Genomic DNA, 13894 nt, shown 5'->3' on the forward strand with positions numbered 1-13894 from the left:
TCCGTCGAGGTCACCACAGAACATGCCTATGTCATCCGCCTCAATACCCGCTTCGGCGCGGGGCCTCGACGAGCTCCTCGAGCGCTTCCGCGAAGACGAGATCCTGCGCATCTCGCGCGACATTCTCGCCATCGAATCCCACCGCAACGCCCCCGGTCACGAGACGCCCGTCGCGACGCATATTCGCGACCTGCTGGCCGCCGAGGGCATCGCGGTGGAATTGCGCGAGGTACGCGACGGCCGCTGCAACGTGATCGCGGTGCTGCCCGGCACAGGCGGCGGCCCGCGGCTCATGTTCAACGGCCACACCGATACGGTGCCGCCGGGCGAGATGCCGCAACCCTTCGCGCCGCGCATTATCGACGGCCAGCTCTTCGCGCGCGGCGCCTGCGACATGAAGGCGGGGCTCGCCGCCCAGCTCTATGCGATGATCGGCCTGAAGCGCGCAGGCGTGCCGCTCGCCGGCGATCTCATCTTCACCGGCGTCATCGCCGAGGAGGATGGCACCAGCCTCGGCACGCTGGACGTGATTGAAAATGGTCCGCGCGCCGACATGGTGGTGGTCGCCGAGCCGAGCGACCTCAAGGTCATCGTCGCCCACAAGGGCTTCGATTATTACCGCGTCGAGGTGGAGGGCGTCGCCGCGCATTCGAGCGCACCGCATAATGGTGTCAGCGCCATCTATCACGCGGCGCGCATCGTCACGGCTGTCGAGGAGGATCTCCTGCTGCGCGGCCTGACGCGCTCCCACCCACTGCTGGGCTCCGCCTCGCTCAATGTCGGAGCCATCATCGGCCACGCCCGCAACGAGGCTGGCACGGTGCTGCGCCAGGGGCCGGGGGTCAAGCCGCCGGGCGCCACGGTACCGGACACCTGCACCGTCTATATGGATCGGCGCCGGATTCCGGGCGAGACGCTTGAACTCGTCAAGGCTGAGATCGATAGCTGGCTCGCCGACGTCAGAGGGCAGTTGCCGGGGCTCAAGGCCGAGGCTCACTTCACACCCGCCTGCCCGGAACTGCCGTCGCATCCGCCGCTCGATACCGACCCTACCCATCCTCTTGTGCGGGAATGCCTGCGCCACGCGGAGGCGATCGCCGGAATCGCACCGAAGGCGACGGGCGTTCCCTTCTGGTCGGATGCCGCCCTGTTCAACGACAGGCTCGGCATTCCGGCGATCGTTTTCGGTCCCGGCAATATCGCCGTCGCCCATTCGGACGGTGAATGCGTGCCGGTGCACGAGCTCATCAAGGCCACCCGCATCAATGCCGCGCTTGCGCTGTCGCTGCTCGGCTCCGTCTAACTCAACCGCCAAGGATATCATCATGAAGCGCTTTATCGGCGAGCCTCTGCCCGTACCGCTCACGCCGGCCGTGCAATGCGGCTCCATGCTCTTCCTCTCCGGCCAGGTTCCGACCCGCCCTGACGGCTCGATCCCCGAAGGCATTGCCGCGCAGACCGAACTCGTGCTGCAGAAGCTCGGCGCGCTCGCCAAGGAGGCCGGCTATGACTACGGCGATATCGTCAAGACGACCGTATTCCTCCGCGACATGAAAGATTTCGATGCCGTGAACGACGTCTATCGGAAGTTCTTCCCAAAAGACCCGCCGGCCCGCTCCTGCGTGCGCGCCGAGGTGGCCATTGCCGCCGATGTCGAGATCGAAGCGATCGCAATGAAAGATCAATGAGGGGAACGGGCTCGGCCGTTCATCGGCCGGGCCCGAAATTCCACCGCCATCATGTGAGGTGAATAGTGGACTACGAAGAGGTACGTACCTTTTACCTAAGCCGGGGTTTCGGCGGCCGCGTCGGCTATGGCGAGCGGCCGGCGGTCGTCGTGATCGACATGGCGCGCTCCTGGCTCGACGAGAGTTCGCCGCTCGGCTCGGCCAATGTGGCCGGCGTCATGGAGCCGATCCTCTCCATCCTGGAGACGGCGCGCAGCCGTTCCGTGCCCATATTCTTCACCACGATGGCCTTCGATGCCGCCGGCGAGGAAGCAGCAGGTCCGGTCGGCCGCAAGCTTCTGCACACCTCTGCGCAAGGAGCGCTTGAACGCGACAGCGCCCGGCCCGAGCTCGATCCGAGGCTGGCGCGCCGCGACAATGAGATCCTCATCGAGAAGCAGCGCGCCTCAGCCTTTTGGGGAACGGCCTTCCAGGGCCACCTCATCGCGCGCAGGGTCGACACCCTGATCATCACCGGCTGCAGTACGAGCGGCTGTGTACGCTCCACCGCTGAAAGCGCCCATAATGCCGGTTATCATACGATCGTCGCGAAGGAAGCGGTCGGCGACCGCTCACCGCTCGCCCACCAATGCAATCTCATCGATATCGATATGCGCTATGCCGATGTCGAGCCCACCGGGAATGTCGTGCGTTATCTTGGAGGCCTCCGAGAGCGCTAGGTGAGGCGCGCCGACCAAGTCGCATATATGCCCCACCCGAGCCTAGCCGCAAGAATGGAGGCTTGGCGGCACCTCTCCAAGGTTGCGGCGCTTAGGAAGCTGGATTGGTTCCGGGCGCAACCGTGAGTCCACTCACCACACGGGCGAGTACTCCATACCGCTTGCCAACCTTCCCAACAGTCTCGCATTGGAGCGTCACCGACCAGTCGACCACCACAGGTCGGGGGTCAAGCGAACCGGAAGATGAGAACCACCCGAACAGAACAGTAGGTTGCGATCCGAGCGCCCCCTAGCTCTCCTCAGATGTAGCCCGGCCCTGAGGCGCCGGGATGCCGGCGAATAAAGTCCTCGTTCACCTCAATACCCAGTCCAGGAGCATCAGGGGCACTCACCGTGCCGTCGGCCGCGACACGCGCGGGCGGATGGACGAGCTCGTCGCGCAATGGATTATCAATAGAGCAGTCCGCCTCGAAATAGCCGGCGTTGTCGATGGCGCTCATCACATGCATCGTCGCCGCCATATTGATGCCCATACTGGAATGGCAGTGGACCGGCAGCTTCTGTGCCGAAGCCATGGCGGCGATCCTGAGCGTTTCCGTGATGCCTCCGGCCTTTGAAATATCCGGCTGGAGAATGGTGACCGACTCTGCCTCGATCAGGCGACTGAACTCGAACCGCGTATAATGGTTCTCGCCGGCAGCAAGCGGCACGCGCGACAGCGCCTTCGCCTCGCGATAGAGGCGGTCGTCGTGGGCCGGGAACGGTTCTTCCAGCCAACCGACGCGACATTCCTCGAAATAGGGCAGCACGCGACGCGCGTCTCTCAAGCTGTAGGCAGCATTGGCGTCGGTCAGAATATCGAGTTCGTCGCCGAACCTGGCGCGCACGGCCCGGACCCGCTCCACATCCGCCTCCGGCGTGTCGCCGATCCGCAACTTCACCGCCTTGTACCCTTCTTCGACGAAGCCGCCGACCTCCGCGACGAGGTCCTCCGCCGCCTGATAGCCAAGGGCGATGCCGCCCGCATAGGCGGGGATCTTGCGGAGAGCCCCGCCGAGCAGCTTATAAATGGGCCAGCCCACCGCCTTGCCGCGAATATCCCAGAGCGCAATATCGATGCCGCTCATAGCCATGGCGCAGGCCGCACCCATGCCGTGGCTACCGAGCTGGAACTTGTAGATCCTCGCCCAGACGCCGTTCGTGTCGCTCGCCTCCATGCCCAGCACCAGCTGCTTGAGGGTCGTGTTGATGAGCGCTGCGACGGCGATATGCGCGCGCCCGTGGTGCGACTCTCCCCAACCGACGAGCCCGTCATCGGTCGTGACCTTTACGATGACCGTGTCGCGCTTGACCATACGGCCGATACCAAGGGTGACCTGGCGCTCCGGCGGCACGGGGACCGTGATCGGGAAGGCGGTGATATCGGCAATCTTCATGACACCTCGCGAGAGCCCGCAACTCGGATGGGGATAATCACCACAATGACAACACCCGTATGCAGGCGTTGTCGACTCCTGAAACGCCTCATTGAGAAATGGAGAGGCGAAGTCATCGAGATTGTGGACAGGATCTCGCGTCTCAATCCGCGGACGAGCTCAAGCCTTTAACTAGAAAGCGGCCGAGGGAATCGCAGGCTGATCTGGTTGAAGATTTCATCCGGCTGACCGCAGGTGGCCTCGGTTTTGGGCACTGCCCCCGAGACATCGCAGCAACGCTCGCAACAGCGAGAGTGCATTCTTTTGGCCGTCGTTGAGTTGCGCCGACCTTGTGACTATTTGGAATTGCAGTGTGAAAATATGTTTACTGCGCGGGCGAATATGTTAATTAGAAGGAGCATCTTTGCCCGTCGTAACGGAGCGATCTCGTTGCGGCGGGAAGGGTGTCGGGCCGAGTGCAAGGTTTCGCGCAGAACCCGGGCGCAGTGTAATGCGCCATGGCCAGCTATGTTATGGCCATAGACCAAGAGCCGGAGGGCCAGATCAATTCCGGCTGCGGCATCAGACTAAAAATAAATAGGCGCTCAATAACAAAAGATGAGCGCTCATCGAGGAAACGCTATGGAGGGGACCAAGGGTGCCAAATAGGACTCTGCTTTCCACTCTTGCCGCCTGCGTTGGACTGCTGGGTGCAGCCATGCCCGCCGACGCAAAAGACGTCGTCCGCTTCCTGCACAACGAGACGGATCCGCCGAGCATTGCTTTCTTCAACAAGGCGATCGCCGATTTCGAGGCGAAGAACCCGGACATCCAGGTGCAGATGGAAGCCGTCAGTACCGACGCGCGTTTGCAGAAGGTGATGGCCGCCACCGCCGCCAAGACCATGCCGGACGTTTACAAGATCCTCCCTGAGGAGCTCTTCGGCTTTGCCCAGCGCGGCTATATCGAGGAAACCGGCGATCTGGTCGACAAGATCGGCAGGGAGGACTTTGCAGACGGCTCGCTGACCGAGGTCGAGGGCAAGCTCTATGAGGTTCCCTATACACTCGGCAATTTCAGTGTCTTCTTCTATCGCAAGGATCTTCTGGACGCGAAGGGCATCACCCCACCGAAGACCTGGGAAGAGCTCGAGAAGGCCGCTGCGGCGCTAACCGGCAACGGCACCTACGGCTTCGTCTTTCCGGCCGGCAAGAACCGCATGACGAGCATCTTCCTCAGCACACTGATGTGGGCTGCGGGGGGCACCTATTTCGATAAGGACCTGAATGTCACCTTCGACAATCCAGGAACGGTCAAGGCGCTGACCTTTTTGAAAACGATGGCGAAATATTCGCCGCCAGGGATCGGTTCCTATTCTTACAATGAAATGATCAATGCCTATCTGACCGGCACGGTGGCGATGGACATCTATGCCGGACGCCTGGCCGCCAATGCCGCCTCCAACCGACCTGATCTCTTCGACAAGACGGCCGTGGCCGACCTGCCGGTCGGGCCGACGGGAATAGCTGTGAAATATGTCAGCGCCGACAGCTATGCCGTGGCCACGCCCAAAGTCGGCGCCGATCATACCGCTGCAGCCCGCAAGTTCCTCGAATACATCGTGACCGGCGACCGTGCGAAGGAGTTTTCACTCACCGCTTTCCCGCATCTCATCCCGCCGCTGAAGGATGTGCAGGCGGAGGTCATCAAGGCCGGTTCGGCCCTGATGAAGGGGCGCAACGAATTCGGCGAAAAGGCTTTCGATACTTCCAACAGCCTTGATTTCCATACCGAGGCCGGCGCAGTCGTCGACGGGAAGACGGTGAAGGAGTCGGGCGTCGTCAATCCCTATGTGGGCGCCATCATCGCCCGCGATCTTCCCGCAGTCGTCGTCCAGCGCGTCGTTCTGCAGGGCGAGGATCCCGCCAAGGCGGCGGCCTGGGGGGCGGCCCAGATGAAGAAGATCGTCGACGATCTGAAGCGCAAGTAACGAACCGAACGGCTCCGTCCTGCGCCTCTGGACGGAGCCGCCTTTGTCGCTGCCTGGGCCTCGACAAAGCCATGCGATGGCCCGGCGCAGGGGTCAGGTCGGGGTGCGGGTGGTCGAGAGGAGGAGTGCCGCATGGCACAAGTCGAAATTCGCCATATCAGCAAGCAATTCGGCGATTATCGTGCGGTGGACGATGTCAATCTCACCGCGGCGAACGGCAAGTTCCTTGTCCTCCTCGGTCCTTCCGGATGCGGCAAGACCACTCTGCTACGCATGATCGCCGGACTCGAACGGCCGACGGCCGGCGATATCCTCATCGGCGAGCGCAATGCCACGCGGCTCCATCCGAAGGACCGGAATGTCGCGATGGTCTTCCAGAACTATGCTCTCTATCCGCATCTGACGATCTTCGAAAACATCGCCTTTCCCCTCCGAGTGCGTGGCGCCCCGGCCGCCGTGGTTGAGAAGAAGGTGAAATGGGCGTCCTCCCTCGTCGGCATCGACCACCTGCTCGCGCGTAAGCCGCGCCAGATGTCCGGCGGAGAGCGGCAGCGCACCGCGCTTGCTCGCTCCCTGGTTCGCGATCCGGACGTGTTTCTTCTGGATGAGCCGCTCTCCAATCTCGATGCCAAGCTGCGCAACTCCGCGCGCGAAGAATTACGCCAGTTCCAGGAGCGCGTCGGCCTCACCTCGATTTATGTGACGCACGACCAGGTGGAGGCCATGGGTCTCGGCGACATGATCGTCGTCATGCATGGTGGGCGCGTGCGGCAGGTCGGCACGCCCGAGGACATCTATCTATATCCGGCCAATACCTTTGTGGCCCACTTCATCGGCTCACCGCCCATGAACCTGGTGGAAGGCGACGACCGCATTCTCGGCTTCAGGCCGGAATCTTTCATGCCGAAGACGTTCTTTGCCGCAACGGATGCCGTTATGCCCATCGATTTCACAGTCCAGCGCGTCGAATATCTCGGTGGCGACCGGCTGCTCTATGGCACGACCAGAGCTCCTTTGCAGGAGACGCGGGTCATCGCTCGTCTTCCCGCCAACATGGTCTATTCGCCGGAAGCCGGCAGCACGGAAGCCTTTGCAGTCCGCGACCAGGACCTTCGCTATTTCGACAAGAACTCGGGCGAGGCGATCGGAACCGCGGCCGAGAGGCCCCGGAGGCTGGCGCATGGCTGAGGACAGCGGCCCCACTGTCCTGCCTGGCGACCGCACGCTCGCCTATTTGGCGCTGATGCCGAGCGCGGCAATCATGATCCTCCTGATCGCCGTGCCGATGATTACGGTTTTCGCGCTGAGCACACAGGAGATCGAGCTCGGCACCATGAGCGGCCCCTTCGTCGGGCTGCGGAATTTCGCCGATGTGTTGACCGACCCGGCCTTCTTCACGGCGCTCTACAACAGCTTCGTCTGGGTGTTCGGCAGCGTCTCCATCGAGATGGTTCTGGGGCTCGGGCTCGCCCTGCTGCTCCACCAGAAATTCGCATTGCGCGGCGCGGCGCGCGCCATCATCCTCCTGCCCTATCTCGTGCCGACCGTGGTTGCCGTCATGGTCTGGCATTACATGTTCAACGACATCGTCGGTGTCCTGAACTACCTGCTGATGGCCACCGGCATCGTCGACCATCCGCTGCTGTGGCTGAACAGCCCTGGCACCGCGATGCTGTCGGTGATCCTGGTAGGCGTGTGGAAATTCTTTCCCTTCGTGGTGATCGCCGTCCTCGGCATCCTGCAGGCCATCCCGCAGGAGCAATACGAGGCCGCGATGATCGACGGCGCCAACAGCTGGCAGCGTTTCTGGCGCATCACGCTGCCGCATATCCTGCCGATCTTCCTGCTCACCGCCCTGCTCAGGACGATCTGGACCTTCCACAAATTCGATATCATCTATCTCATGACCGGCGGGGGGCCGATCGACGCGACGACCACCTTGCCCGTCCTGGTCTACAACAAGGGCTTCGTCGATTTCGAGCTGGGGCGCGCGGCGGCGGTCGCGATCGTCACCTTCATCGTTCTCGGCGTGCTGCTCGCCATTTATCTGATGCTGATGAAGCGGGCGGAGGCCAGACAATGACCTCCCAGGAACTCGGCATATCCGCGACCGGAGCCGCACCACCGGTCCGACGCCCCTACGACCTCGCCGACCTGCACCATGTCGCCTCGCGCCTGATGGTTTATCTGCTCGCCGCGACCGCTGTCTGCGTCGTCGGCTTTCCGATGTTTTGGATGATCATCTGCTCGTTCAAAACGGCGGGCGAACTCTACCAATTTCCACCGGCCTTCCTGCCGCAGACCTGGACCTTGCAGAACTATATCGATCTCTTCGAGCAGACCAACTTCCCGATCTATTTCATGAACAGCCTGATCGTCGCCGTCGGCGCCACGGTCTTGTCGCTCGGCGTGGGCGGGATCGGCGCCTATGCGCTGAGCCGGTTCAAATTCGCGGGAATGCGGACGTTCTCTCTTCTGTCGCTGATCTGCTATATGCTTCCGGAGGTTCTGCTCGTCATTCCGCTTTATATCTACATCGTCGATCTCGGACTGGCCGACACGCTGATGGCGCTGATCGTCGCCAATACGGCCTTCACCTTGCCGCTGACCTTATGGTTCATGCGATCCTACTTCAATGCCATACCCGCGAGCCTCGAAGAAAGCGCCATGATCGACGGCTGCACGCGGTTTCAGGCGTTGCGTCGGGTCACCCTGCCGCTCGCCTTGCCCGGCCTCGTCTCGGTCGGAGTGTTCAGCTTCAATCACGCCTGGAACGAATTTCTCTTCGCCCTCGTCTTCACCTCATCGGAGACGAAGAAAGTGCTCTCCGTCGGCCTCGCGACCTGGATCGGTCAGGACAACATCTATTCCTGGGGCATGCTGCTCGCCGGCGCCGTGCTCGTCACCGCACCGGTCTTCGGCTTCTATCTCCTTGTCCAGCGGCGGATCATCGTCGGCCTCGCCGAAGGCGGGATGAAAGGCGAATAGCGCGGGCGGCCGGGATTTGGGTGAACGACAGGATGGGACATCGCATGAAGGTCAAGTCCGTTTCAGCCATTGCCGTCGAGATCCCGCTGCGCAAGACCTTTGGCGGCAGCCGCTACAATGTCGCGAGCCGCTGCACCATCATCACCCGTATCGAAACGGATCAGGGCCTGATCAGCGAGGTCTATAACGGCGACAATCGGCAGCATCAGAAAGAGCTGGTCGCGATCATCGAAGACGAGCTGGGCCCGCTTGTCGTGGGCGAGGAGATCTTCGCGATCGAGCGAATCTGGCAAAAGATGTTCCGGACGGCTGAATGGAACCGCGACCGCAAGCTCGTTATGGAAGCGATCGCCTGCGTCGACAGCGCGTTGTGGGACCTCATCGGCAAGGCGGCGGGGTTAAATGTCTGCCGCCTTCTCGGCGGATACCGCAGCGAAATACCGATCATCTCGATCGGCGGCTATTACGAAAACGGCAAGACGCTCGCCGATCTCGGCCGCGAAATGGAGTGGCTCAAGGCGCACGGCATCGGGGGGTGCAAGGTGAAGGTCGGCGGGCTTTCACCCGAGGCGGATGCCGAGCGCGTGGCGGCCGCGCGCGCGGGCGCCGGCGACGATTTTGTGATTGCCGTCGACGCCAATCGCGGCTGGTCCGTCGCCGATGCGACACGCTTTGCTCGGCTCGTCGAACGCTGGGACATCGCCTGGTTCGAGGAGCCCTGCCATTGGCACGACGATGCCTTCGGCATGGCCGAGGTGCGCCGACGGACGCCCATTCCCATCAATGCCGGCCAGAGCGAGGCAACAAGCCACGGTGTGCGCCGGCTTCTCGCCGAAGGGGCCGTTGATATCGTGAATTTCGACGCTTCCGAAGCCGGCGGCATCACTGAATGGCGGCGCGTCGCGGCCATGTGCGGGGTGTCGGGCGTGCGGCTCGCCCATCACGAGGAGCCGCAGATCGCCATGCAGATGCTCTCGGCCGTTCCGCACGGCATATGCGTCGAATGCTTTGCCGACCCGGAGCGGGACCCGATCTGGGACGGGATGATCGTGAACCGGCCACCCATCGCCAATGGTGTCATCCAGGTGCCGCAGGGAGCGGGCTTCGGGCTCGAACTGAACTGGGATCTGATCGGGCGCTATCGGCTGAACTAGTTGAGACCAGAGCGACCGGCGCTCGCTTCCGCCGGCGCGTGCGATAACAAGTGAAGGTGAAATCGAGATGGAGATGTCAGGACAAGCCATCGATTGCGACATCCACCCCTCGGTGCCGGGCACCCAAGTGCTGCTCCCCTATCTCGAGGAGCACTGGCGCGAGCATATCCTTTATCGCGGCATCGATGATCTCGAACTCACCTACACGATGCAGCGCAGCGACTTCGCCTGCCGGCCGGACTGGCGGCCCGCCACCGGCAAGCCCGGCGGCGATCTTGCATTGGTGCAGGCGCAGGCGCTCGACGGCTTCAAGTCCCGGATTGGCATTCTCAATCCCTTGTGGGGCGCGCAGGTTGTTTTCGCCGACGATCTCGCGCTTGCGCTCTGTCGCGCCGTCAACGGCTGGATCGCCAAGGAATGGCTCGACCGTGATCCGCGGCTGCGCGCCTCGATCGTTGTGCCGATCGACAGCCCCGAGCTCGCCGCGGAGGAGATCGAGCGCTGCGCCGGGGACAGGCGCTTCGTGCAGGTGCTTCTGCTCGCCATGAACGAGGCGCCGCTCGGCCGGCGGCACTACTGGCCGATCTACCGTGCGGCGGAGCGCTTCGGCCTGCCGATCGGCATCCATGCCGGCACGGGTTATCGTCATGCGCCGACCGGCTGCGGCTGGCCCTCGCATCATATCGAGGACTATGTGGCTCAGGCCGGCGGCTTCCAGACCCAGCTCTTCAGCCTGCTTACGGAAGGCGTCTTCGGCAAATTTCCCGACCTGAAGGTCGTGCTGATCGAATCCGGCATTTCCTGGCTGCCGAGCGTTCTGTGGCGGGCGAACAAGACCTGGCGGGGCATCCGCATGGAGGTCCCCTGGATCAAGGAACCGCCCGCCGACATCATCCGCAGGCAGGTGCGCATGACCGTGCAACCGCTTAATGCGCCGCCGCGCGAAGACGACGTCCAGAAGCTTCTCGACCAGATCGGCAGCGACGAGATGCTGCTCTTCGCGAGCGACTATCCGCACTGGCAGTTCGACGGCGAGGACCCGATGCCGCCGGGGCTCCCGCGGTCGCTCCTCCAGAAGATCATGGTCGACAATCCCATCGCAACCTATGGGCGGCTGCGGGAGGTGGTGCAATGAGCGATGTGGTCGAGGCAAGGCGCCCGATAGAGGCAGCCTCAAAACTTGGCATCTTCGACAGCGACATCCATCCGACGCCGAAGAGCAGCAGCGAGATCAGGCGCTTTCTGCCGGCGAAGTGGCATGATCACTTCGATCACTACGGCAGTTTCACGCGAAAGCCCTTCGCCAGCGCGCATTCCTTTCCGCGCGCCATCCGCGAGCTGTCGCGGCGCGACGCGTGGCCGCCCTCGGGCGGGCCGCCGGGATCCGACCTCGCCTTCATGCAGGAGCATCATCTCAACCCGCATAATGTCGAATGCGGCGTTCTGCAGGTATTGTCGCCCTCGGGCACCAAGTTGCGCCACCCGGGATTTGGCGCGGCAATGTGTTCGGCCGTCAACGACTGGCAGGTGGAAGCCTGGACGTCGAGGGAACGGCGCCTCAAGGGCTCGATCGTCCTGCCGCAAGAGGACGCCCGTGCCTCCGTCCAGGAAATCGACCGGCTTGGCAAGATGGAGGACTTTTGCCAGATCTTCTTGAGCCCGCGCGGCGATGAGCCGCTGGGGCGGCCGCGATACTGGCCGATCTACGAGGCCGCGGAAGCGCTCGATCTCGCCGTCGCCTTCCATGTGGGCGGTGAGAACGGATTTGCGGTGACCGGCAGCGGCCATCCCTCCTTCTTTTTCGAACAGCGGGAATCCCATGTTCCGGCGGCGGAGGCCGTGATCACCAGCCTCATCCTCGAAGGGGTCGTGGAGCGCTTCCCGAAACTGCGCATCATCACCGTGGAGGCAGGTGGAATCGGCTGGGTCCCGGCACTCGGCTGGCGTCTTGATCACGCCTGGAAACGAATGGGCGCCGAGGTTCCCCATGTGAAGCAGCCGCCTTCTGATTATCTCAAGCGGAGCTTCTGGTTTACCAGCCAGCCGGTGGACGAGCCGGAAGATCCAGACCATCTTCGCCATGTCTTCGACTGGATCGGCTGGGGTAAAATTCTCTTCGCGACAGACTATCCACATTGGGACTTCGATGATCCCAAATATGCGATCAAATTTGCAATGAGCGCGTCCGAAAAGCAGATGTTCTTCCGCGATAACGCGCGCATTGCCTATGGCACGGTTTAAGCATGGCACGCCATGTCGTCGCAAAGGTCGGGGATATACCCGAAGGTGGCCAGGAACTGGTGAAGGTGAAGGGCCGCGAGATTGTGGTCTTTAACGTCGACGGCGCATTCTACGCGCTCCTCAACCGCTGCCCGCACGAGGGCGCAAGCCTCATCTGCGGCGCGCGCGTAGGACTGGTCCAATCGGACGAGCCCGGGCATTTCTCCTTCTCACGCAGAGGCGAATTCATTCGCTGCCCCTGGCATGGCTGGGAATACGACATCAAGACGGGCCAGTCCTGGTGCGACCCGAAAGATACCAAGGTCAAGCGCTATGTCACGAGCGTCGAGCCGGGCGAGACGCTGGTGAGGGGCCCCTATGTGGCCGAGAGTTTCCCGGTATCGGTCCAAGAGAATTACATCGTTGTGGAGCTGTGAGGGCCATCCTCATCGGCGATCACCACCTCCACGCCGAGCTCGCTGATGGCTTGGCGCACGGTGACCGGCAGGTCCCGATCGGTGACGATCACGCCGAAATCCCCGAGCGGCACCGATGTGAAGGCGCCGATCTTGCCGTATTTATTGGAATCGGTAACGAGCACGCTTTTCCTCGCGCGTCCGACTGCCGCGCGCTTGACGACGAGCTTGTCTTCTGCCGGCGTCGAGATGCCCCGCATGCCCCAGGACGAGGTCGAGATGAACGCGACGTCGAAATTGAATCGGCTGATTCCGAGGGCTGCCCCCTCGCCCACGCTCGACTGGTTCTCCCGATCAAGCCGCCCGCCGGTGTGATAGAGCTGGCAGCGCGATCTCGAAGCAACCGTTTCGCAGATCACGAAATCATTGGTGACAATGGTGAGGTCCGGAAAGGCGATGAGGCGCTTGGCGACTTCGAGTGTCGTCGTGCCCGCGTCCAGATAGACCACGCCTTTGCGCGGCGCCATCTCGGCGGCACGGCGACCGATCGCCACCTTCTGCTCGCGGCGCAGTTCCGCCTTCACATTGTGGGAGGGCTCGCTCAATATCCTTTGCGGCAGCTGGACACCGCCCGTGACCGACATGACGCGGCCGCCGCGCTCGAGCTTCTCGATGTCGCGGCGCACGGTCATCTGGGAGACGCCCAGCTCCTCCGACAGGGCGGCAATGCTCACGATACCGCGGCTGGTCAGCTTTTCGATAATGAAGTGTTGGCGCTCGGCCGGTATCATGGACTTCTCGTATTCGACTCCTGAGCGCAAGTATCACGACGCAGCGTTATTCTGCTATGGGCCCACAGATGCGCTCGCCGGAAGATCGGCGCTGCTGTCCATACTATGTCGTCACCTTGGCTTCCAGGTCGTCCCGGCCGCGTCCCCACCGCGGGCCGGCTGAAACGCCGCAGTCGTCGGCCTCAAGCCGAAGCCGAGACGCAGATCTGGTGTCGTAACCCAATGCCATAGGCTGCTCATCTCCCGTTGTGTGACGATTTGACAGTATTTGTGAATTTCTGTTTACACACCGCGGGGTTCTGATACAAATCGAAGGAAGCTGCTGAAATGCGGCGAATGGTTTGCGTCGGAATTTTGTCCGGAACGCTGGCTGGGGTGGACAACGGTTCAGGAGAGATCGGCCGCAGCGGCGCCGCGTTTGTTCTGATCTTGCAGCAACCCGAGTCCTGCTGTGGGTGCCGCGCGCAAGATCTGCCCTGCAGGAAGGGGATCGGCGGCGCCAGAAGGCGATGT

General features: G+C 62.5%; 13 protein-coding genes. 11 read left to right on the plus strand and 2 right to left on the minus strand.

Annotated features, from left to right (window positions below):
- Window positions 1-28: 28 nt before the first annotated feature.
- The 3 genes from ACFQU1_RS08255 (at window position 29) to ACFQU1_RS08265 (ending at window position 2407) form a co-directional block, all read left to right on the plus strand.
- Window positions 29-1303, plus strand: coding sequence for a M20 family metallopeptidase (locus ACFQU1_RS08255; RefSeq protein WP_378131196.1), 1275 nt, complete (start codon window positions 29-31; stop codon window positions 1301-1303).
- Between the two features lie 22 nt (window positions 1304-1325).
- Window positions 1326-1688 (plus strand): RidA family protein, encoded by a 363-nt coding sequence (locus ACFQU1_RS08260; RefSeq protein WP_378131198.1) that lies wholly within the window; start codon window positions 1326-1328, stop codon window positions 1686-1688.
- A 65-nt stretch (window positions 1689-1753) separates the two neighbouring features.
- On the plus strand, window positions 1754-2407 hold the full coding sequence (locus ACFQU1_RS08265) for an isochorismatase family protein (protein ID WP_378131200.1): 654 nt from the start codon (window positions 1754-1756) through the stop codon (window positions 2405-2407).
- A gap of 299 nt (window positions 2408-2706) precedes the next feature.
- On the opposite strand, the gene ACFQU1_RS08270 is transcribed toward ACFQU1_RS08265, so the two are convergent.
- On the minus strand, window positions 2707-3843 hold the full coding sequence (locus tag ACFQU1_RS08270; protein WP_378131202.1) for a mandelate racemase/muconate lactonizing enzyme family protein: 1137 nt from the start codon (window positions 3841-3843) through the stop codon (window positions 2707-2709).
- Window positions 3844-4540: 697 nt separating this feature from the next.
- Between ACFQU1_RS08270 and ACFQU1_RS08275 the strand changes: the two genes are divergently transcribed.
- From ACFQU1_RS08275 to ACFQU1_RS08310, 8 genes are all read left to right on the plus strand, one after another.
- The gene (locus ACFQU1_RS08275; protein WP_378131205.1) at window positions 4541-5812 is read left to right on the plus strand and encodes an ABC transporter substrate-binding protein; all 1272 of its coding nucleotides are present in this window, start codon (window positions 4541-4543) and stop codon (window positions 5810-5812) included.
- Window positions 5813-5944: 132 nt separating this feature from the next.
- Window positions 5945-7000 (plus strand): ABC transporter ATP-binding protein, encoded by a 1056-nt coding sequence (locus tag ACFQU1_RS08280; RefSeq protein WP_378131207.1) that lies wholly within the window; start codon window positions 5945-5947, stop codon window positions 6998-7000.
- The gene (locus ACFQU1_RS08285; protein WP_378131209.1) at window positions 6993-7895 is read left to right on the plus strand and encodes a carbohydrate ABC transporter permease; all 903 of its coding nucleotides are present in this window, start codon (window positions 6993-6995) and stop codon (window positions 7893-7895) included. Before ACFQU1_RS08280 ends, ACFQU1_RS08285 begins: the two co-directional genes overlap by 8 nt.
- A complete protein-coding gene (locus tag ACFQU1_RS08290; RefSeq protein WP_378131212.1) occupies window positions 7892-8800 on the plus strand; it encodes a carbohydrate ABC transporter permease in 909 nt (302 codons plus the stop codon). The genes ACFQU1_RS08285 and ACFQU1_RS08290 overlap by 4 nt, the downstream gene beginning before the upstream one ends.
- Before the next feature lie 44 nt (window positions 8801-8844).
- Window positions 8845-9954, plus strand: a complete 1110-nt coding sequence (locus ACFQU1_RS08295; RefSeq protein ID WP_378131214.1) for a mandelate racemase/muconate lactonizing enzyme family protein — start codon at window positions 8845-8847, stop codon at window positions 9952-9954.
- A gap of 73 nt (window positions 9955-10027) precedes the next feature.
- Window positions 10028-11089 (plus strand): amidohydrolase family protein, encoded by a 1062-nt coding sequence (locus ACFQU1_RS08300; RefSeq protein WP_378131216.1) that lies wholly within the window; start codon window positions 10028-10030, stop codon window positions 11087-11089.
- The gene (locus ACFQU1_RS08305; protein WP_378131218.1) at window positions 11086-12195 is read left to right on the plus strand and encodes an amidohydrolase family protein; all 1110 of its coding nucleotides are present in this window, start codon (window positions 11086-11088) and stop codon (window positions 12193-12195) included. Before ACFQU1_RS08300 ends, ACFQU1_RS08305 begins: the two co-directional genes overlap by 4 nt.
- 2 nt (window positions 12196-12197) lie before the next feature.
- Window positions 12198-12611 carry a Rieske (2Fe-2S) protein gene (locus tag ACFQU1_RS08310; protein WP_378131220.1) on the plus strand — a complete coding sequence of 138 codons (414 nt, stop codon included), beginning with the start codon at window positions 12198-12200 and terminating at the stop codon, window positions 12609-12611.
- On the opposite strand, the gene ACFQU1_RS08315 is transcribed toward ACFQU1_RS08310, so the two are convergent.
- The gene (locus tag ACFQU1_RS08315; protein WP_378131222.1) at window positions 12590-13381 is read right to left on the minus strand and encodes a DeoR/GlpR family DNA-binding transcription regulator; all 792 of its coding nucleotides are present in this window, start codon (window positions 13379-13381) and stop codon (window positions 12590-12592) included. The genes ACFQU1_RS08310 and ACFQU1_RS08315 overlap by 22 nt on opposite strands.
- Window positions 13382-13894: the final 513 nt, after the last annotated feature.

Origin of the sequence: Chelatococcus sp. GCM10030263, from assembly GCF_042666455.1 — a bacterium.
In the GTDB taxonomy this organism is placed as follows: domain Bacteria; phylum Pseudomonadota; class Alphaproteobacteria; order Rhizobiales; family Beijerinckiaceae; genus Chelatococcus.

Excerpts from the sequence above, each read along its gene's own strand:
- ACFQU1_RS08305 (WP_378131218.1), top strand. The coding sequence starts at position 11,086 with ATGAGCGATGTGGTCGAGGCAAGGCGCCCGATAGAGGCAGCCTCAAAA.
- ACFQU1_RS08270 (WP_378131202.1), bottom strand. The coding sequence starts at position 3,843 with ATGAAGATTGCCGATATCACCGCCTTCCCGATCACGGTCCCCGTGCCG.
- ACFQU1_RS08260 (WP_378131198.1), top strand. The coding sequence starts at position 1,326 with ATGAAGCGCTTTATCGGCGAGCCTCTGCCCGTACCGCTCACGCCGGCC.
- ACFQU1_RS08255 (WP_378131196.1), top strand. The coding sequence starts at position 29 with ATGTCATCCGCCTCAATACCCGCTTCGGCGCGGGGCCTCGACGAGCTC.
- ACFQU1_RS08310 (WP_378131220.1), top strand. The coding sequence starts at position 12,198 with ATGGCACGCCATGTCGTCGCAAAGGTCGGGGATATACCCGAAGGTGGC.
- ACFQU1_RS08290 (WP_378131212.1), top strand. The coding sequence starts at position 7,892 with ATGACCTCCCAGGAACTCGGCATATCCGCGACCGGAGCCGCACCACCG.
- ACFQU1_RS08275 (WP_378131205.1), top strand. The coding sequence starts at position 4,541 with ATGCCCGCCGACGCAAAAGACGTCGTCCGCTTCCTGCACAACGAGACG.
- ACFQU1_RS08280 (WP_378131207.1), top strand. The coding sequence starts at position 5,945 with ATGGCACAAGTCGAAATTCGCCATATCAGCAAGCAATTCGGCGATTAT.
- ACFQU1_RS08300 (WP_378131216.1), top strand. The coding sequence starts at position 10,028 with ATGTCAGGACAAGCCATCGATTGCGACATCCACCCCTCGGTGCCGGGC.
- ACFQU1_RS08295 (WP_378131214.1), top strand. The coding sequence starts at position 8,845 with ATGAAGGTCAAGTCCGTTTCAGCCATTGCCGTCGAGATCCCGCTGCGC.
- ACFQU1_RS08285 (WP_378131209.1), top strand. The coding sequence starts at position 6,993 with ATGGCTGAGGACAGCGGCCCCACTGTCCTGCCTGGCGACCGCACGCTC.
- ACFQU1_RS08315 (WP_378131222.1), bottom strand. The coding sequence starts at position 13,381 with ATGATACCGGCCGAGCGCCAACACTTCATTATCGAAAAGCTGACCAGC.